General features: G+C 64.7%; 15 protein-coding genes. 7 read left to right on the forward strand and 8 right to left on the reverse strand.

Annotated features, from left to right (window positions below; all coding sequences use genetic code 11):
- The first annotated feature begins 211 nt into the window (after window positions 1-211).
- Window positions 212-1,168 carry a patatin-like phospholipase family protein gene (locus tag Q0996_RS12235; RefSeq protein ID WP_299619729.1) on the forward strand — a complete coding sequence of 319 codons (957 nt, stop codon included), beginning with the start codon at window positions 212-214 and terminating at the stop codon, window positions 1,166-1,168.
- Between the two features lie 216 nt (window positions 1,169-1,384).
- On the opposite strand, the gene Q0996_RS12240 is transcribed toward Q0996_RS12235, so the two are convergent.
- Window positions 1,385-1,771 (reverse strand): histone H1-like repetitive region-containing protein, encoded by a 387-nt coding sequence (locus Q0996_RS12240; protein ID WP_299619732.1) that lies wholly within the window; start codon window positions 1,769-1,771, stop codon window positions 1,385-1,387.
- Between the two features lie 539 nt (window positions 1,772-2,310).
- Between Q0996_RS12240 and Q0996_RS12245 the strand changes: the two genes are divergently transcribed.
- The 5 genes from Q0996_RS12245 to mdoH all read left to right on the forward strand — a co-directional run bounded on the left by Q0996_RS12245 (window position 2,311) and on the right by mdoH (window position 8,347).
- The gene (locus tag Q0996_RS12245; RefSeq protein ID WP_299619735.1) at window positions 2,311-3,288 is read left to right on the forward strand and encodes a YdiY family protein; all 978 of its coding nucleotides are present in this window, start codon (window positions 2,311-2,313) and stop codon (window positions 3,286-3,288) included.
- Between the two features lie 97 nt (window positions 3,289-3,385).
- Complete coding sequence (locus Q0996_RS12250; protein WP_299619739.1) at window positions 3,386-3,823, forward strand: PRC-barrel domain-containing protein; 438 nt, start codon at window positions 3,386-3,388, stop codon at window positions 3,821-3,823.
- A gap of 496 nt (window positions 3,824-4,319) precedes the next feature.
- On the forward strand, window positions 4,320-5,735 hold the full coding sequence (locus tag Q0996_RS12255; protein WP_299619742.1) for a glucan biosynthesis protein: 1,416 nt from the start codon (window positions 4,320-4,322) through the stop codon (window positions 5,733-5,735).
- Entirely contained in the window at window positions 5,720-6,247 is a 528-nt protein-coding gene (locus Q0996_RS12260; RefSeq protein ID WP_299619745.1) for a hypothetical protein, read from the forward strand. The genes Q0996_RS12255 and Q0996_RS12260 overlap by 16 nt, the downstream gene beginning before the upstream one ends.
- Window positions 6,248-6,256: 9 nt before the next feature.
- A complete protein-coding gene (gene mdoH, locus Q0996_RS12265; RefSeq protein WP_299619748.1) occupies window positions 6,257-8,347 on the forward strand; it encodes a glucans biosynthesis glucosyltransferase MdoH in 2,091 nt (696 codons plus the stop codon).
- A 28-nt stretch (window positions 8,348-8,375) separates the two neighbouring features.
- Here the strand turns inward: mdoH and Q0996_RS12270 are convergent, their stop codons facing one another.
- The 5 genes from Q0996_RS12270 to Q0996_RS12290 form a co-directional block, all read right to left on the reverse strand.
- Window positions 8,376-9,119, reverse strand: a complete 744-nt coding sequence (locus Q0996_RS12270; protein ID WP_299619751.1) for a TIGR02186 family protein — start codon at window positions 9,117-9,119, stop codon at window positions 8,376-8,378.
- Between the two features lies 1 nt (window position 9,120).
- Complete coding sequence (locus tag Q0996_RS12275) at window positions 9,121-10,041, reverse strand: sulfite exporter TauE/SafE family protein (protein ID WP_299619754.1); 921 nt, start codon at window positions 10,039-10,041, stop codon at window positions 9,121-9,123.
- A 126-nt stretch (window positions 10,042-10,167) separates the two neighbouring features.
- Window positions 10,168-11,118, reverse strand: a complete 951-nt coding sequence (locus Q0996_RS12280; RefSeq protein ID WP_299619756.1) for a DmsC/YnfH family molybdoenzyme membrane anchor subunit — start codon at window positions 11,116-11,118, stop codon at window positions 10,168-10,170.
- A 19-nt stretch (window positions 11,119-11,137) separates the two neighbouring features.
- Window positions 11,138-11,890 carry a 4Fe-4S dicluster domain-containing protein gene (locus Q0996_RS12285; protein ID WP_299619759.1) on the reverse strand — a complete coding sequence of 251 codons (753 nt, stop codon included), beginning with the start codon at window positions 11,888-11,890 and terminating at the stop codon, window positions 11,138-11,140.
- Entirely contained in the window at window positions 11,887-14,916 is a 3,030-nt protein-coding gene (locus Q0996_RS12290) for a molybdopterin oxidoreductase family protein (protein WP_299619762.1), read from the reverse strand. The genes Q0996_RS12285 and Q0996_RS12290 overlap by 4 nt, the downstream gene beginning before the upstream one ends.
- A gap of 474 nt (window positions 14,917-15,390) precedes the next feature.
- Here Q0996_RS12290 and Q0996_RS12295 point away from each other — a divergent pair, with 474 nt between their 5' ends.
- Window positions 15,391-15,933 (forward strand): M48 family metallopeptidase, encoded by a 543-nt coding sequence (locus tag Q0996_RS12295; RefSeq protein ID WP_299619765.1) that lies wholly within the window; start codon window positions 15,391-15,393, stop codon window positions 15,931-15,933.
- 162 nt (window positions 15,934-16,095) lie between these two features.
- On the opposite strand, the gene Q0996_RS12300 is transcribed toward Q0996_RS12295, so the two are convergent.
- Both Q0996_RS12300 and Q0996_RS12305 read right to left on the reverse strand, forming a co-directional pair.
- The gene (locus tag Q0996_RS12300) at window positions 16,096-16,863 is read right to left on the reverse strand and encodes an SDR family NAD(P)-dependent oxidoreductase (RefSeq protein WP_299619768.1); all 768 of its coding nucleotides are present in this window, start codon (window positions 16,861-16,863) and stop codon (window positions 16,096-16,098) included.
- A 49-nt stretch (window positions 16,864-16,912) separates the two neighbouring features.
- Window positions 16,913-17,617, reverse strand: coding sequence for a pentapeptide repeat-containing protein (locus Q0996_RS12305; RefSeq protein WP_299619771.1), 705 nt, complete (start codon window positions 17,615-17,617; stop codon window positions 16,913-16,915).
- Between the last annotated feature and the right edge of the window lie 41 nt (window positions 17,618-17,658).

Below are 17,658 nucleotides of genomic sequence, written 5' to 3' on the forward strand. Positions count from 1 at the left end.
CTATAATAAAGATATAAAGATATCGTTATGTCAAGGTGAGATTGAAAAAATCCAACGTTGCCGGGACATTGGGAGTACCGCCCTTGCCTCGCCTTGCGCCTCTTCTACCTCGCGCGGTCCTCGCGGTAGGGTGATTATGTATTGGTTAATCGCCCATCCCATATGATGAGCCATGGACCAGATAAGCGACTCCCAGGGGAGCGAGCCCCGGATGAGCGAACCGCAGTGGCGACCGAAGATCGGCCTTGCGCTCGGTAGCGGCGTCGCACGCGGCTGGGCGCATCTGGGCGTGCTCCGCGCTCTCAACCGCTACGGCATCGAACCGGACGTGGTCGCGGGGACCTCCATCGGTGCCGTCGTCGGCGGGATCCACCTGGCCGGCAAGGCCGATGCCCTGGAGGCCTGGGCGCGCTCTCTTTCCAAAGTGCGCATGATCTCTTATCTCGATTTCCGGGTGCGCAACGGCGGCATGCTCGGCGGCCGACATCTCACCGATGCCATGCGCCGCGATCTGGGTGAAACCAGGATCGAAGATCTGACCACGCCCTTCGTTTCCGTCGCCACGGATCTGGTTACCGGCCACGAGGTCTGGTTGCGCAAGGGCGACTTGGTGGATGCGATGCGCATGTCGTTTTCGTTGCCTGGCATCTTCGAGCCCATGCAGCACGAACAGCGCTGGCTCGTCGACGGTGCTCTGGTCAATCCCGTTCCGGTTTCCGTCTGCCGCGCGCTCGGTGCGCAGATGGTGATCGCGGTCAATCTCAACGCCGATATCATCGGCAAGGAACGACGCGCCGGCGCGGCAATTCCAACGGTGGCCGGTTTCGATCTCTTGAGCGAACTGCAAGGCAGCGATGGCGCCGCGCCGAAATCGAGAATCAGCGCACTCGCCAATCGCATCTTCCGGCGCGAGCCGAGTCACCCGAGCATGTTCGGGGTCATGATCTCGGCTCTGGGAATCGTCCAAGACCGAATCTCCCGTTCGCGACTCGCCGGTGAGCCGCCCGACGTTCACATCACCCCGCGTCTGGGCAACGTCGGTCTCTTCGAATTCGACCGTGCCGACGAGATCATTGCCGAGGGTGAAGAGTCGGTCGAGCGGGTCGTCGAAGATCTGCACGACGCGATATCGATCTTCGGACGCGAACCCTACGACAACGGAAACTGACGCCGGCGAAGCCTCTCTGTCAGAGGGCCTCACGCGGCGCTGCGCGCAGCCGTCCCGCGACAGGGAACAGTATCAACGCAGGGCGCGTTGCATCACGGTGATCATTGCAAAAGGAAACGGGGATCCCACTTTCTGGGATCGCCGTCCATGACCATAACTCTTACTGGCTTGGTGAGCGGAGGCGGCGGACCGCCGTCTCGGCGCGAGGTTGTAAGGTTATGATTTCGCTGACTTTTTCGCAGCTTTCTTTCTGGCCGCAGGCTTCTTCTTGGCCGCGGCTTTGCGCACAGTCTTGCGAGCGGCAGGCTTCTTCTTTGCCGCTTTTTTCTTCGCGACTTTCTTCTTCGCCGCGGGCTTGCGAGCGGCAGACTTCTTGACTGCCTTTTTCTTCGCGGCCTTCTTCTTGGCCGCGGGCCTACGGGCAGCCGTCTTCTTGGCTACCTTCTTCTTAGCTACCTTCCTCTTTGCGGTGGTCTTGCGCGCCGTGGTCTTGCGCGCAGCCTTCTTCGCGGTCTTCTTCGCAGTCGCCTTCTTGGCGGCCGCACGTTTCGCCGGCGACTTCTTCTTCGCAGCCGGCTTCCTAGCAGTCTTGGTAGTTGCCAATTGTCTATTCCCCTAACGTCAGAACGAATCCGGTGATGCCACCCCGCGCGGCGAATTGTGCCTCTTTGCTCAAGCAGTGACAAGAAAAGACAGACAACATCGAAGCTACAGCCTGCAAAAAACTTGACGCGCGGTGATGAAGTGAATGGGCAAGTTGCGGCGGTGATCTTGTCAAGCCTGCTTGCGCTGCTCGATCTATGACAAACAGCGATGACGAATACAGCGCTAGCAACGTCGTCGGCGACGATGCACCTGATCCGGTTTCGAGTCGCCACCGCCTGTACCGACACGAAGATGAGGATCGTAGTGTTGCTTCATAGGCGATCATGCAGCGCGACGGTATGTCGATGGCAACAGCGTTCGCCGAGGGACACCAAAGCCGGCGATCGAAGATCTTCGACGAGACGACGAGGTGCGGCCAACACAAAGGCGACACAGCATCGCGCGAGGCCTCGCTTCTATAGTCGTCCCTCATGTTGCGGTCTCTGCAAAGCCAAACGATCGCGCTGCTGCTTCTCACCGGACTGAGCGTCTCCGCCATGCCGGCGAAGGCGTCGCAAGCCAACATGCCGGAAGACCTTCGCAGAGCGATTGCGGCCGCCGCAACGGCTGCGGAGATCGATCACTTCAGGCAGACACTGCGCAATGCCATCGCCACAGCACCGCAACACAAGCTGCCGATCCTTCTGCACGCCATCGAACTTCGCCCCGACTGGGCGGCCGAGCTGCTTCTCGCAGCGCTTTTCGATCCTCCGCTGAGAGGACAGGGTCCTCCGGAAACGCCCCTTGAAGGCGCGCCGCGGGCCCCGCAGCGCGGTCAGCATGCCCTCTCCCCTGCCCTCGTCGAGGCCCCGCCGGATGAGGCACCGGATCCGGTCCCCTGGTACGGAAGCCTCGAGCTCGGCGGCGTCGCGCGCAGCGGAAACACTGAGAACCTCGGCATTTCTGCCGGGGCTGAGTTGACTTACGAGGAGGCCCCCTGGACGCACAAGGCCAGCGCCGCGCTCGATTACCTTCGCACCAGGAGCGACACCGAAGCCCAATCCTTAGAGGCCGAGTACGAGATCAACTACGAGCTGACGGAGCGCAGCTTTCTCTTCGGCCTGACTCACTTTCAGAACGACCGCTTCAGTGGCTTCGACTACGAGATCACCTCTTCGGCAGGGCTCGGCGTCAAGCTGATCGCAGGCGTGTCGATGACCTGGACCCTGGCAGCCGGCCCGAGCCTGCGCGTCTTTCGCCGCGAAGACAAAGACCGCAGCGAGACGACGCCGGGCGCCCGCGTCAACAACGACGTCGCCTGGCAGGTCTCGGATACAGCGACCTTGGCCAACGAAACCGAGATTCGTCTCGACAGCGAGCGAAGCGAGGTGGAGAACGAAGCGAGTCTGACATTGAAGATCATAGAGAGCCTCGCCGGAAAGTTCTCTTTCACGGCGAACTATCGCAGCCCCGTCCCCGCCGACACGGAGAAGCTCGACACCACGACCAGAGCCTCGCTGATCTACGACTTCTGAACCGGCGCAGCGAAACCTGTCGGGAATAATCGCTTCGCCTCGCAGTCTTGACCTGTGAGGGCCTCTCTCACTGAGACTTGCCGGGCAAGGAGGATTCGTGCGCCTCATCTCTTCTCGAATTGCCGGTCTCCTCGGCTGCTGCTTGCTTTCGCTCCTCCTCCATCCAAGCCTCGCGGCGGCACAGGAACAACCGGCCGCGCCGAGCACGGCGGAGGACATCAGCAAGCTCACCGCCGATGTGACCACCGCCCGGGAGATCCAAGGAATGAGCCTCTGGGATCGCGAGAACGCGCTGCTCGGCGAAGTGGCCGACGTGATTCTCGACAAGCGGACCTCACGGCTCCGCCTGGTGCTTGTGTCGCAGGGTGGATTCCTCGGCATCGGGACCAAGGACGTTGCGATCGACTGGCGAGAGATCGAATACGATCCTCAAGCCCGTCTCCTGAGAACCCGCAAGCTCACCGAGGAGGACCTGAAGGAAAGGGAACCCTACGAGGCTCGGCAAACAGACATCTCGATCAGCGATTGGCGATAGGTGAGCGTGCCGTCGCCCTGGGGATCTTCCCGGGGCGATGACTCTTCCTTGACTCTTCCGTGCTGCCGGAGCCGCCGTTTAAATCCGATCTATCGATGCAGTCCGGCTACTATGGCCGACATTTCAAAACCATAGCGACGTGACTTTGAGTGGCACCTATCAACCACGGGAATAGGACCCGGGGTTGGCAGGTCTCAGGTAGGTAGAGCCCGGCGCGCAGCGGGCGATAAGAAAAGGTGTCTGATCCGGATCGGTTTGCGGGCTCTCGTGCCCGCGGCAACGGGTGAGTGTACGCCTGCGCCAGGATCCCTTGGACATAAGAGCCCCTTGGATGTGAGAGGAAAGCGTGCCAGGACAGAAGATTGATCGGCGAACTTTCCTTGCCGGTGTAAGTGCAGGCGGCCTGCTATCGGCGCATACCGGTCTTTCTTCAGCCGCCGCCGTCGCGGCAGGCCAGTGGGCGGAGGGGGACACCCCTCAGGCCTTCAGTTTCACGATGCTGCGGGCGAGAGCCCTGGAGCTCGCGGCGAAGCCCTATGTGCCACCGCAGGCCCCGCCTCTGCCGAGCAAGCTGGCAGAACTTTCACCGCCGCAATACCGCGCGATCCGTTTTCGCCCTGAGGCCTCGATCTGGCAAAGCGACGGCCTGCCCTTCCAGCTACAGCTCTTTCATCGCGGCTCCTATTTCCGCGGGGCTGTGAAGATCAACCTCTTCGACTCCCACCATATCGCCGCACTGCCCTACAGCCCGGCGCTGTTCGACTACAGCCAAAGCGACATCGGCGAGGTGCCGGACGACCTGGGGTTCGCGGGCTTTCGCCTTCTTCACCCTCTGAACCAAAGCGACCGTTTCGACGAGGTGGCCGTGTTCCTGGGTGCCAGCTATTTCCGTGTCCTGGGGGCCGATCAGCATTACGGGCTCTCGGCCCGGGGCCTGGCCATCGACACAGGCCTTGCGAAGAAGGAGGAGTTTCCCGCCTTCAAGGAGTTCTGGATCCGAAAGCCCGATCCTGCTGCGCCGTCGATCGATATCTACGCCTTGATGGACAGTGTCAGCGTCGCCGGCGCCTATCACTTCACGCTGACCCCCGGGACCGAATCACAGATGCAGGTCCGGGCCAGCCTCTTCATGCGGCGTGCCGTGGAGAAGTTCGGCATCGCGCCGCTGACCTCCATGTTTCTCTACGGCGAGAATTCGACACGGCCGCCGGATGACCTGCGTCCCGAAGTGCACGATTCCGATGGGCTGCTGATCGCCTCCCGGGAAGGCGAGTGGATCTGGCGCCCCCTGACCAACCGCGACAAGCTGCAGGTCAGCTCCTTCCAAAGCGAGAGCCCCAGGGGTTTCGGTCTGCTGCAGCGCGACCGCGACAGCCGCCACTATCAGGACCTCGACCTGCAGTACGAGCGACGCCCCAGCGCCTGGATCGAGCCAGCGGAGGATTGGGGAAAGGGCGTCGTCCAGCTCATCGAGATCCCCAGCGACGCCGAACGCTACGACAACATTGCCCTGTTCTGGATCCCGGAAACGCAAACCGAGCCGGGGCAAGAGTGGTCTTTGGCGTATCGCCTGAGGTTTGCCGATCGCTATCCCGACTTCCCCGACACCGGCCGCGCCCTCGCCACCCGGGAAGGAGCCGGCAGCCAGGAGCCGCGGCGGCGCTTCGCCCTGGAATTCGGGGGCGGCCCCCTGGGACCGATGACGGACGAAAGTCATGTCGAACTGGTGGTCAGCGCCTCTGCGGGAACCGTGCAGGACGCAGACTGCCGCAAGAACGAAGAGACGGGGTCCTGGTTCGCCCTCTTCGAACTGGACCCGGGTGAGAACGAGGCGATCGAACTCCGCGCCTTTCTCCGGAATCACGAACACGTGCTGACAGAGACCTGGAGCTATCTGTGGAAGCGCAGTTGATGCAGGCCGACCATCAGAGCCAAGAGGCAGAAACCGGCCGCGATGAAGTCCTGCGGCAGGCCCGCCTGCTTGCCGGGATCGACCGTTACCTCTTGGCGGCTGGCGTCGCCGAGGTGGCCGAACGCCATCGTCTCGTCTCGGAAGTCTCTCTTCGCCTCAAGGACGGCGGCACCACGGCGGCAGGCATTGATTGGCGCGCGGTTATCGACGCCTGTGACGCCGTGCTCGCAGGGCACCATGGAATTTCCGAAGCCGCCGAAATGCTGCCGGCCTGTCATGGCCGCGTTGTGCAGGGTCTCGCTCCGGACCTTGCGAGTTCGGCGGAGGGCCGCGGTCCCTTGGCCGAACCATGCGACTGGGGTACGCCGCCGTCCATGCGCCGCGCCATGCCCGCGCAGGACCTCTCGATCTGGCGCCCGAAGCTGCCGCGGCTCGCGGTCCCGCAATCCTGGCGGCAGGCGCAAACGCTGGTGGTCGCCCTCTGCTGCCTCGCTGTGGCGCTGCTGCCCTGAGGCATAGCAATGACCGCCACACCGCGCCGGCCACGCCTTCGCCGCATTGTCTTTGCGCTGCTGGTGGCGGCCTCCACCACCGCTGCCCTGCTGGTCCTCGGAACCATCCTGGCAGCCGAAGGATTCTCCGTCCTGGAGCTCGGCATCCTCGGTCTCTTCGGCCTGCTCTTCGCCTGGATCACCACGGCTTTCTGGACCGCCGCCCTGGGCTTTGCGCTGCACCTGATGGGCCGCCGGGGCCAGGCCCTGCGCGATGTCTCCGACGATCGCCGGGCCTTAACGCAGGCGAGGCAGGCTGAGTCGCGCACGGCCCTCGTCATGCCGATCTACAATGAGAACCCGCAGCGTGTTCTGGCCGGGCTGCAGGCCATCCTTGAATCCCTGGCGGAGAGCGATCGGCGGGCCTCCTGCGACCTCTTCATCCTGAGCGACAGCACGGACCCGGAGATCTGGCTGGCGGAGGAACTCGCCTGGAGCCGCCTGAACCGGCAGTTCGCCGGGACCTTCTCCGTCTACTACCGCCACCGCCCGAAGAACCATGCCCGCAAGAGCGGCAACATCGCCGACTTCTGCCAGTCCTGGGGCTATCTCTACGACTATATGGTCGTGCTGGATGCCGACAGCATCATGTCCGGCCACTGTCTGGCGACGCTGATCCAACGCATGGATCTGAACCCGCAGGTCGGCCTGATCCAGGTGCCGCCGACGCCGGTGCTGCGCGAGTCCCTCTTTGCCCGCAGCCAGCAGTTTGCCGCCAGCGTCTACGGGCCGGTCTACGCGACGGGCCTCAGCTACTGGTTCGAGGGCGGGGCGAACTACTGGGGCCACAACGCCATCATCCGCCTCGCCCCCTTCATGGCTCACTGCGGACTGCCGCGGCTCGGCGGACGCGAGCCCTTCGGCGGGGAGATCCTCAGCCACGACTTCGTCGAGGCGGCCCTGCTCGGGCGCGCCGGCTGGGAGGTCTGGCTGGCCGACGACCTTGCCGGCAGCTTCGAGGAGCCGCCGCCGACCCTGATCGACCATGCCAAGCGCGACCGCCGCTGGTGCCAGGGCAATCTCCAGCACCTGCGCGTTCTCTTCGCCGAAGGGCTGCGCCCCCTGGGGCGCCTGCACCTCGCCATGGGGGTCATGTCCTACCTCTCCTCCGTCTTCTGGCTTCTGCTACTGGTCCTATCGGCGTTGGAGGCCCTGCGCCGCTCGCGCACGGAGCACAGCTACTTCATCGAGGGGAACCTCTTTCCGAACTGGCCGGTCTCCTACGCCTTCGAAGCGGCGACCCTACTCACCATCACGCTCTCGATCCTCACTCTGCCGAAGCTTTTCGGCTACGTCGCCCTCTTCCTGGACGAAGGGCGGTTAGCGGCTCACGGCGGCGGCCTCAAAGCGGGGCTCAGTCTGCTGCTCGAAAGTCTGTTCTCGGTTCTGTTGGCGCCCATCCTGATGCTGTTTCAGGCGCGCTTCGTCCTTTCAATCCTCGCCGGCCGCTCAGTGCGCTGGGCAAGCCAGCAGCGTGACGACGGCGAAACCTCCTGGCCGGAGGCGACGGCCGCACACCTTGGCCATACGCTCCTAGCGCTGACAGCGGGCTGGTTGAGTTTCACTTATATGCCGGACTTCTTCCCCTGGCTCACCCCCGTGCTGGCCGGCCCCCTGCTGGCCATCCCGCTGTCGCGACTGACAAGCCGGGGCGATCTCGGCCGCCAACTGCGTGCCTGGGGTCTGTTCGTCACACCCTGCGAGAGCGATCCGCCGCGCGTTCTACGCGATCTGCAGCGGCGCATCGAAAAGATCGCGTCAGGAGACCGAGAGGGCGGTGCCGAAGGATCGCTGTTCGAGCGGTCCATCGCTGACCCCTTCGCCAATGCCCTGCACCTGACGCTGCTCTCCCGCGAACCGAGAGCCAAGAGCGAACGGCTGCGTCTCGACGCCCTGGTGGCTCGCCTCCAGGAACGTGGCATCACCAGCCTGAGCGACGCGGAGCGATGCGACCTGCTGTCCGACGCCCAGAGCATGACCAGCTTGCACGCCCTTGCATGGCGCGCCATGGACGAGGGGCCGGTGCGCTTGGGCGAAGGACCGGTCACCGCGAGACGGTAGCGCCTCCGGAGGGCCGTCTCGGTCTCGCCTAGTTCTTGCGGAAGACGAAGGCCGCCAGGGCCCCGGCAGCGGCGGCCAGGATGATCGCCAGAATGCCGTAGAAGGCAGAGTAGCGGTGGGCGAAGAAGAAGACGTCGGCGCCGAGCCCCGCCTTGCTGACGATCAGCGGCGTCGTCTGGGCATGGGCCACGCGGCCGTCGCGGATCATGAAGACCTCGACATCATAGAAGCCGGTGGGAACATTGGCCGGAAAGAACAAGCGGGTCCGGAACAGTTGCCCGCCGAGAAAGTTGATCCGCTCGTCCTCCGCGGCGAAGAGCCCGAGGCGCCGCTTGTTGCGGATGAGCCCCGCCCTAAACTCCGCCAGTTCCACGCTCGTAATACTCTTGTCGGCCGTACGCAGGCGCAGGAAGTTCGCCCCCATCCCGTGGCGCGCGCGGATGGTATCGCTGGTGATCTCCTCCAGAGGGGAACTACTGCGCACGGCAAAGAAGCTCGGCACGTCGTCGAAGACGACGCGCTGGTCGTTGACCCAGATCCCGGCAAAGCGCCCCTTGCGCCAGACCGTCGTTTGCTGTGTGGGTCCGCGCACGACCACCACCACATCGCTCTCCTCATCCACCGTCCCGAACAGCAGCACGTCAGTGCCGGTGAAGCCGGTGGTGATCTGGATCTGATGCTCGGAGAGATCGGCGACCAGCGGGTTCTGGGCGGCCGTCGGCAAGGCCAGGACTGCGATCGCCAGGGAGAGAAGGACCGGCGCCAGCCTCATCTCAATGCCCCCCGCTCGCGCCGATGATGAAGAGATCGCTGGGGGTGACGATCAGGTCATAGGCCAGCTTGCCGCAAACCGCCAGGACCAGGAGCGCCAGCAGGCTGCGGAGATGCTCTCCGCGCAGGCGGGTGCCCACACGGGTGCCGACTTGGGCTCCGATCACCCCGCCGGTGAGCAGGATCAGTGCGAGAATCGCATCGACGGTCTGGTTCTGAGTGGCCTGCAGGAAGGTCACCGTGCCGGTGACGAAGATGATCTGAAACAGCGAGGTTCCCACGACCACTGAGGTCGGCATCCCGAGGAGGTAGATCATTGCCGGCACCATGATGAAGCCGCCGCCGACACCCATGATGGCCGCCAGGATGCCGACGATGAAGCCGATCATGACCGGCAGCAACGCCGAGATGTAGAGCTTCGACTTGCGGAACCGCATCTTGAACGGCAGCCCGTGCATCCAGTGATGCTGATGCAGCTTGCGGCGGACGTCGGCCTGCCGGCGCATGCGAAAAAGGGCGCGGGTGCTCTCGACCAGCATCAGGATGCCGACGACCCCGAGCAGGATGACGTAGCAGAGCGAGATCACCAGGTCCAATTGGCCCAGGCCGCGCAGCAGGGTGAACAGCCAGACGCCGGAGACCGACCCCAGGGCACCGCCGAACAGCAGCACTCCGCCCATCTTGAAATCGACGTTGCCGCGGCGCCAGTGTGCCAGCACGCCGGAGACCGAAGCGGCCATGATCTGATTGGCCTCGGTGGCCACCGCCACCGCCGGGGTGACGCCGATGAAGATCAGCAGCGGGGTCATCAGAAAGCCGCCGCCGACACCGAAGAGGCCCGAGAGAAAACCGACACCGCCACCCATGCCCAGCAGCAAAAAGACATTCACAGATATCTCTGCGATGGGCAGATAAATGTTCATCAAGTCGGCTTTCGAGTGGCCCCGCGTCTAGGACCGATTCAAGGTGGCGTAGCTTATCTTCCGTGGATGGTGCGTCGCAACAAAATCGTTTCAACAGTTCGTGTTAGCGGCCCAAATTGTCGTCTGCTAGACGCGGTCTTCTCCGTAGTAAAGAGTGACCACGTGTTTTGCTTCGGCAAAGAACAGCCACCGTTCCACACCGAGTCCGGCGGCCAGCAGCGCGACCGCCAAGAGGGTCACGGCGAGCCCGAAACCACCCGGCAGAACAAGGCTCAACAGGGTTAACAGCAAGGGCGCACCAAAGCCGCCGATGATGGCGAAACGGCGCAGGGTCTCGGCGTGCTTGCGCGCCACGCGGAAACCCATCTCCTGCATCAGGTAATTGCTTTCGCTATGCGGGGCCTCGAGCAGCCGCACCTGGCCCAGTTGCCCCAGGCCGGTGGCCGACTCGGCGGTGCTGCCGCCGTCATCCGCCGCCAAGGCACGCCAGTAGAGCAGCTTGACGGCAAGCGAGAGACCGAGGAGCAGCATGACCAGCCAGGCAAAGACGGTGCCGATGGGCAGCCGCCAGGCCAGCAGCAGCGCCTGCAGCAGCAGTCCGCCGGAGGCCATCGCCATCACCATGTAGCCCGGCAGGGTCCAGCGCGAGTGCCAGGCCCTGATGGTCTTCAGCGATGCATAGATCATGGCCGTGCAGGCCACGGTCACCAGACAGCTCAGGCTGGCCAGCAGGCCGAGCAGCCCGGCCAGTCCCTCGTTGCGCCCGAAGACAACCCAGCAGAGAGCGAAGAGCCCTGCCGGCACGAAGGTCGCCACCGCCGCCACGCCTTCGCGCGACAGCCAGGAGGAGCGCCACTGGCTGAGCGCCCGCCAGGCGCGCTCCGGATGGCCGAGGTGGAAGGTCGAAGAAAGGAGCCCCAGGACGATGAGGCCGAACCCGAGGGCGAAGGCGAGGAGCCCCAGACCCAGGTCCGCGGGCAGCAGACCCAGCGCGCCGAGAATGCCGAGCCAGGCGATCAGGCCATAGCCCGCGCCCGATGCGGTGGTAAAGAGAATGACCGACTTTGCAGGATGCACGCCTCTCCCCTCGCCTCCCTCAGCGGGTCAAGAGACGGTCGACCCAGCGGGCCAGGAGTCCCGCCGAATCCTCGCCTGTCTCCACCGGCGACAGCGGTGCTGCCTGGGTCTCGCTTTGGTCAGCCGCCTTGGGACGCGGTGGCAGATAGCGGTTGACCGGCGCGCAGCCCTGCTCCGGCATCAGGGCATAGCCCTCCCGCGCGGCCACCAGCAGGGAGACCTCGGAGGTCGGGTCGCCGAGGTCACCGAAATGCCGCGCCCCGGCCGGGCAGGTGGAAACGCAGGCCGGCACCCGGCTGCGCTCCGGCAGGTTCTCGTTATAGATCTTGTCGACGCAAAGCGTGCACTTTTTCATTACGCCCGCGTCCTCGTCGTACTCACGCGCGCCGTAGGGGCAGGCCCAGGAACAGAGCTTGCAGCCGATGCAGGCCTCGGCATTCACCAGGACGATGCCGTCTTCCTCGCGTTTGTAGGACGCACCGGTGGGACAGACGGTGACGCAGGGCGCGTCCTCGCAGTGCAGGCAGGACTTCGGAAAGTGGACGGTGCGGCTGTCGCCCTCGTCATTGACCACTTCGAAGGTGTGGATGCGGTTAAACCACACACCGGTCGGATCGCTGCCGTAGGGGTCCGTGTCCGTCAGCGGCGCCGAATGGCCGCCGGTGTTCCATTCCTTGCAGTTGACCGCGCAGGCATGGCAGCCGACGCAGATGTCCAGGTCGATGACCAGGCCGAGCTTGGTCGCGCCGGGATTGGCCGGAAGAGAGGTCATGCCACCCCCTTGGCGGAGCGTTCCGAGCCTCCTGTCCCCGCTGTCTGGTTTCCGCGGCCGTCGGCCACGCCGTCGACCGTACGGGAGACCTCGTGGCGGTTGCCGATCCACTCCTTCGCCGGCAGATGATCGTCGGACTGCGGGACAGTAGGGCTCTTCAGGTCCGCGCCGTAGCGCAGCACGGGTGGTGAGCCGGCCGCCGTCGACGGCAGGGGTTTCACCGGTTCCATAAACGGCTCGGTCAGGGCCTCGGCCGCCGGCTCGCAGCGCTCCAGGCGCACCCGCAAGTCATACCAGGCCGCCTGCCCCGTCACCGGGTCGGAGTTGGAGTAGCGCGTCCCGCCTTCGCGCGCCGGCAAGAGTTCCGAGATGATGTGGTTCAACAGAAAGCCGCGGTTGCTCTCCGGCGCGTCCTGGTCCAGTGCCCAGGCGCCGCGCCGCTTGCCGATAGCATTCCAGGTCCAGACCGTGTTCGGATTGACGCCGTGCATCAGACGCACCTGGCCCTTCACCCGGCCGTGGTGGCTGATCACCCAGACCCAGTCCTCGTCCTCGATGCCGTGGCGCTTTGCGGTCTCTGGATGCACGAACAGCCGGTTGCGCGCCGTGATCTGCCGTAGCCAGGCGTTCTGCGAACCCCAGGAATGATACATATGCATGGGCCGCTGGGTGATGGCGTGCAGGTCATAGCCGTCATCGGCGACCGCGGCCTCCTCGAAGGGCGGATACCAGATCGGCAGCGGATCGAAGTAAGCCTCGATGCGCGCGCGCTCACTCTCCGGCGGCTGGACCGCCCCATGGCCGCGCGCCGCGAGCCGGAACTTCTGCAGGATCTCGCTGTATAGCTGCATGGTGATGGGCTCTTCCACCGGGATCCAGCCCATCTTCTTGGCGTAGGCCAGGTAGCTCTGGTTGGAGTGCTTGAAATAGAGCTGCGAGGGTTCGAGCTTGTGGCTCCAGAAGCAGCCGTTCTCGATGTAGCGCTGAAGCTGATCGGGGTTCGGGGTGCCGGTGCCCTGCTGGGTTCCTTCCGCTCCTCGCCAGCCGGCCAGCGGCCCGATCCCGGGGGAGCGCTCGTGATTGGCGATGTAGTCGGGATAGCCGCCGGGATACCTCGCGCTGCCGTCCTCTTCGGTAAAGCCCGGCAGGCCCAGCCGCCCGCCCAGATCGATCAGCACATCCTGGAAGGGACGCACGTCGCGGTCGGGCTTGCAGACCGGCTGGCGGATCGCATCGCCGGGCCCGTGGGCCGAGCTGATCGGCCGGTCCAGCAGGGAGATGCAATCCCAGCGCTCCAGGTAGGTGGTGTCGGGCAGCACCAGGTCCGCGTAGGGCACCATCTCCGAATAATAAGCATCGGAGTAGATGACCTTGGGGATCTTGTAGTCGCCGGTTACCGGGTCCTTGTCCGTCAGGTAGCCGAGTGTGCCCTGGACGTTCATGGAGGAGTTCCACCCCATGTTCGCCATGTACATCATCAGCACGTCGACCGGATAGGGATCGCCAGCCCAGGCGTTGTGAATCACCATGTGCATCAGGCCGTGGGCGGCCAGCGGAAAGTCCCAGCTATAGGCCTTGTCGATGCGCAGGGGCTCGCCCGCTTCGTCGACCAGAAGATCGTCGGGGCCGAGCGGAAAGCCCAGCGGCATGCCGGCGATGGGACGTTCCGGCGCCACCTCCTTGCCGGCCGGCGTCGGGCCCGGCGGGATCAGCTTTGGGAACGGCGCCTTGTAGCCGAAGCCGCCGGGGCAATCGATGGAGCCCAGCAGCACCTGCAGCAGGTGGATGGCCCGGCAGGTATGAAAGCCGTTGGAATGGGCCGAGATGCCGCGCATGGCGTGCATGGAGACCGGCCGCCCCACCATCTTGTCGTGGCGGCGCCCGGCCCAGTCGGTCCAGGGGATGTCGAGCACCACCTCTTTCTCGAAGGCTGCTTCCGCCAGCTCCGCGGCGATACGCTTTATGGTGTCGGCGGCGATGTCGACCCGCTCGGCCACCGCTTCCGGTGCGTAGTCCGGATCGAGATAGCGCCGCGCCAGCAGCTCGAAGGAGGGCACGGCGCCACGGCCATCGGGCAGGACGCAGCGGCCGACGACGGCCGCCTGGGCGGAGACGTCGCTGGCCGGCACAGCGGCCCCGCGCTTCGCGTCCCAGCAGAGCGCGGCGCCTTCGCTGTTGCGCACGAAGAGCCCGTCGTCCTCGGCGCCGGGATCGTCGATCACCAGCCAAGTGGCGTTGGTGTAGCGGCCCAGGAACGCCCAATCGACCTTCTCCGCGCGCAGCAGCTCGTGGATCAGGGCCATGACGAAAAGGCCGTCGGTGCCGGGGCGCAGGCCGATCCACTCGTCGGCGATGGCCGAATAGCCGGTCTTGACCGGATTGATGGAGACGAACTTCGCCTGGCCCAGGGTCTTCAGCCGGCCCAGCCCCGCCTTGATGGGGTTCGAGTCGTGATCCTCGGCAACGCCGAACATCATGAAGTAGCGGGTGTGCTCCCAGTCCGGCTCGCCGAACTCCCAGAACGAGCCGCCGATGGTGTAGAGCCCGGCGGCGGCCATGTTGACGGAGCAGAAGCCGCCGTGGGCGGCGAAGTTGGGCGTGCCGAACTGTGCCGCCCACCAGCCGGTCAGCGACTGGCTCTGATCGCGGCCGGTGAAGAAGGCGAGTTTGCGCGGGTCCTTGCGCCGCACCGTCCCCAGCCAATCGACGGCCAGGGCCAGCGCTTCTTCCCATTCGATCTCCTTGAACTCGCCGCGCCCGCGCTCGCCGACCCTCAGCAGCGGCTTGGAGAGGCGCGCCGGCGAGGTGTGCTGCATGATGCCGGCGGAACCCTTGGCGCAGAGGACGCCCTTGTTGACGGGGTGGTCCGCATTGCCTTCGAGATAGCGGATCTTGCCGTCCTTGAGATAGACGTTGATGCCACAGCGGCAGGCGCACATGTAGCAGGTGGTCTGCTTGACCTCATCGGCAACCGGCGGAGAAGTATCGACACGTTCTTGTGGGGTCTCGAATGGGCTCCTGAGCATCGATCCTTCCTGTTTCGCCGGCCTGTTTCCCCGGGGTCGCGTCCGCCGGTGCGATGCCGAGATCGCCCCGCGGTTTCACGAGGCGCAATAACATTCTGCGGCGCCCCTCGCGGAAGGGGCCGCAAACTGTTTTCTTTCCTGTCCTTGAACTGCCCTTTTAGCGCAGAAGAAGAAGAAAGATAACAAAAATCCAAGAAAATCGGGACCTTGGCCCCATAGATTGTTCGCCCTTGGACCGCGTTCGGTCGCGCGGACAGCGCCGCCGGCGTCAGCTAATCCGAAAAAAGCGCTCGGAACCATCGTCTTCGCACGATCTGATGGCGGCTGTTGCCCGGGCTTAAGCCGGTCTCATTTTCCGGGTCTCATTTTCTGGGTCTCATTTTCCTGAAACCCCTCGCCGGCTGGCTGCGTAGGTAGAGGCAGAACCAACAGGCAGCCGGACCTCAGGGCGCCCCGGCGGATGAGAGGCAGAGCATGGACGCCACAACCGAAAGCCGTAGCCGCCGTCTGGCGACCAAACTGACCGCACTCCTGGGCGCGGTCGCGTTGACGGGGATGCTCGCGGTTGCCACGGCACCGGCGGAGGCGGCCGGCTGGAGCAGCAACAAGACCACTACCGCGGCGGACCAGGACTACGTCCTTGCCGAGAAGCGCATCGAGGCCGGCGACTATCAGGGCGCCATCACGCTGCTGTCCAAGCTGGCCGAACGCCAGCCGAAGAACGCGGACGTCTTCAACTATCTCGGTTTCTCCAACCGCAAGCTCGGAAAGTTTGATGAAGCCCTGGTGCACTACCAGCGCGCCCTCTTCCTCGACCCCAAGCATCGCGGCGCCCACGCGTATCTCGGCGAGCTCTATCTCAGCATCGACGAACTGGAAAAGGCCGAGGCAGAGCTGCGCGAACTCGACGCCCTCTGTTTCTTCGGCTGCGAGGAGTATCGGGAACTGAAGGCGAAGATCGCCGCCTACAAGGCGCAACAGGCCGCCCTGCCCGGTGCGCGGGAGAGCGTGAACTGAGTGGCGCAGGTGACGACCCAAGAAGGACAAGCTGAGGCAAGGGCCCGCCCCCTTGTCTTCAGGCGGGGGGCTGCCATCCGCGGATGAGCGGCGCCTGCGGCGGCAGCCTCCCACAACCTGACCCTCAAAAGACCGCCATGCCAAGCGTGGCGGTCTTCGCGTTCAGACCCAGCCGCCGTCGGCCACGTAACTCTGGTTGGTGAAGGCGCTGGCATCGTCCGATGCGAAGAACAGCACCGCCTTGGCGATGTCGTCGGGCACCAACTTGCGTTTCAGACACTGGCGCTGCATCAGGTCGGCTTCAGCCTCCGGCGTCAGCCAGAGATCGATCTGACGCTGGGTCATGATCCAGCCCGGAACCACGCAGTTGACGCGGATGTTCTTAGGCCCGAGGTCGCGCGCCAGAGCGCGGGTCAGGCCGGCGATCGCCGACTTGGCGGTGGTGTAGCAGGGCATGCCCCCCTGCCCGACCATCCAGGAAACAGAGCCGATGTTGACGATGGCGCCGCCGCCGGCGGCCTCCATGTCGGGATAGACCGCCTGGGCGGCGAAGAACTGATGCTTCAGGTTGACGGCGATGCGGTCGTCCCAGAACTCCGGCGTCACGGTATCGATGTCATGGCGCTGGTCGTTGGCGGCGTTGTTGATCAGCACAGTGATCGGCCCCAGGGCCTCGCGCACCGACCCGATGGCGGCACGCAGCGCCTCGATGTCCCGCAGATCGCAGGTGACGAAGTGCGGCTTTGCGTGGCCGTCGGCCTCCATCTTCGCGACCAGATCCTGCGAACAGTCCGCCGCCACGTCGACGAAGCCCACCTTCGCGCCCTGGCGGCAGAAATGCTCGACGATGGCGGCGCCGATGCCGCTGCCGCCGCCGGAAACGAAGACGACACGGTCCTTCAGGCTGGGATAGGTCGCAATCTCGGTCATCGCTGCTCAAACCTTCGAGGTTCGGGGACTCTTGCCGCGGCGGCGCGCATCAGTCCTCCGGACAGGGCCAGGACGCGGGCCGCTGCAGCCCGGCCGGCAGCACCGTGTCCGCATCGCCGCAGGCCGCATCGACCTGCTGCTGGACCAGGCCCGTCGTCCGCGACAGATCGGTGCCCTCGAAGCGGGTAAGATAGGTGTAGGCCTGGCTCAGATTCGTGCCGTCGAGACTGGCGCCCTCGAAGTCGGAGCGGGCAATCTCCGCACGGGTCAGGTCCGCACCGTCGAGAATGGCACCAGCAAGGACGGAGCGCCCGAGTTCCGCCTTGATCATGACGGCGCCGGAGAAGTCCGCCCCGGAGAAGTCGCTGCGCGACATCTCGGCCTTCGTCAGGTCCGCGCCCTTCATCTGCGCCTCCTGAAAGTTCGCCCGGGAGCCGTGGATCTTCTCCATCTTGGCCCCGTTCAGGTCGGCCCCGGCGAGCCGGGCATTGGAGACATTGGCCTCCCTGAGGTCTGCATCGGTCAGAGTTGCGTCCTTGAGATCGGTGCGCCCGAAGTCGGTGGACTTGAAGATTCCCTTGCTGAGATTGGTGCCGCTGAGGTTGAGCCGGCGCTTCTCGCATTTCGTCCAGTCGACCCCGACTCCCGGTTTGGCATTACAGGCTGCGGAGGCCGGCTCGGTCATCAGCACCGAGACCGCGGTCAAAACGAAGGCACAGGCGATGGTTCTGGAAAGCGAAGCCGCTCTTGTCATCCTGCCAAAAGGCTCCTTGTCTGGTTGCGCTTTGGCCGATG

The organism is Pelagibius sp. (genome assembly GCF_028289705.1).
Taxonomy (GTDB): Bacteria; Pseudomonadota; Alphaproteobacteria; order Kiloniellales; family Kiloniellaceae; genus Pelagibius.

Bases quoted from the DNA above. Each gene is read 5' to 3' on its own strand.
- Q0996_RS12235 (WP_299619729.1), top strand. From the start codon at position 212: ATGAGCGAACCGCAGTGGCGACCGAAGATCGGCCTTGCGCTCGGTAGC.
- Q0996_RS12245 (WP_299619735.1), top strand. From the start codon at position 2,311: ATGCCGGCGAAGGCGTCGCAAGCCAACATGCCGGAAGACCTTCGCAGA.
- Q0996_RS12255 (WP_299619742.1), top strand. From the start codon at position 4,320: ATGCTGCGGGCGAGAGCCCTGGAGCTCGCGGCGAAGCCCTATGTGCCA.
- mdoH (WP_299619748.1), top strand. From the start codon at position 6,257: ATGACCGCCACACCGCGCCGGCCACGCCTTCGCCGCATTGTCTTTGCG.
- Q0996_RS12270 (WP_299619751.1), bottom strand. From the start codon at position 9,119: ATGAGGCTGGCGCCGGTCCTTCTCTCCCTGGCGATCGCAGTCCTGGCC.
- Q0996_RS12275 (WP_299619754.1), bottom strand. From the start codon at position 10,041: ATGAACATTTATCTGCCCATCGCAGAGATATCTGTGAATGTCTTTTTG.
- Q0996_RS12285 (WP_299619759.1), bottom strand. From the start codon at position 11,890: ATGACCTCTCTTCCGGCCAATCCCGGCGCGACCAAGCTCGGCCTGGTC.
- Q0996_RS12290 (WP_299619762.1), bottom strand. From the start codon at position 14,916: ATGCTCAGGAGCCCATTCGAGACCCCACAAGAACGTGTCGATACTTCT.
- Q0996_RS12295 (WP_299619765.1), top strand. From the start codon at position 15,391: ATGGACGCCACAACCGAAAGCCGTAGCCGCCGTCTGGCGACCAAACTG.
- Q0996_RS12300 (WP_299619768.1), bottom strand. From the start codon at position 16,863: ATGACCGAGATTGCGACCTATCCCAGCCTGAAGGACCGTGTCGTCTTC.
- Q0996_RS12305 (WP_299619771.1), bottom strand. From the start codon at position 17,617: ATGACAAGAGCGGCTTCGCTTTCCAGAACCATCGCCTGTGCCTTCGTT.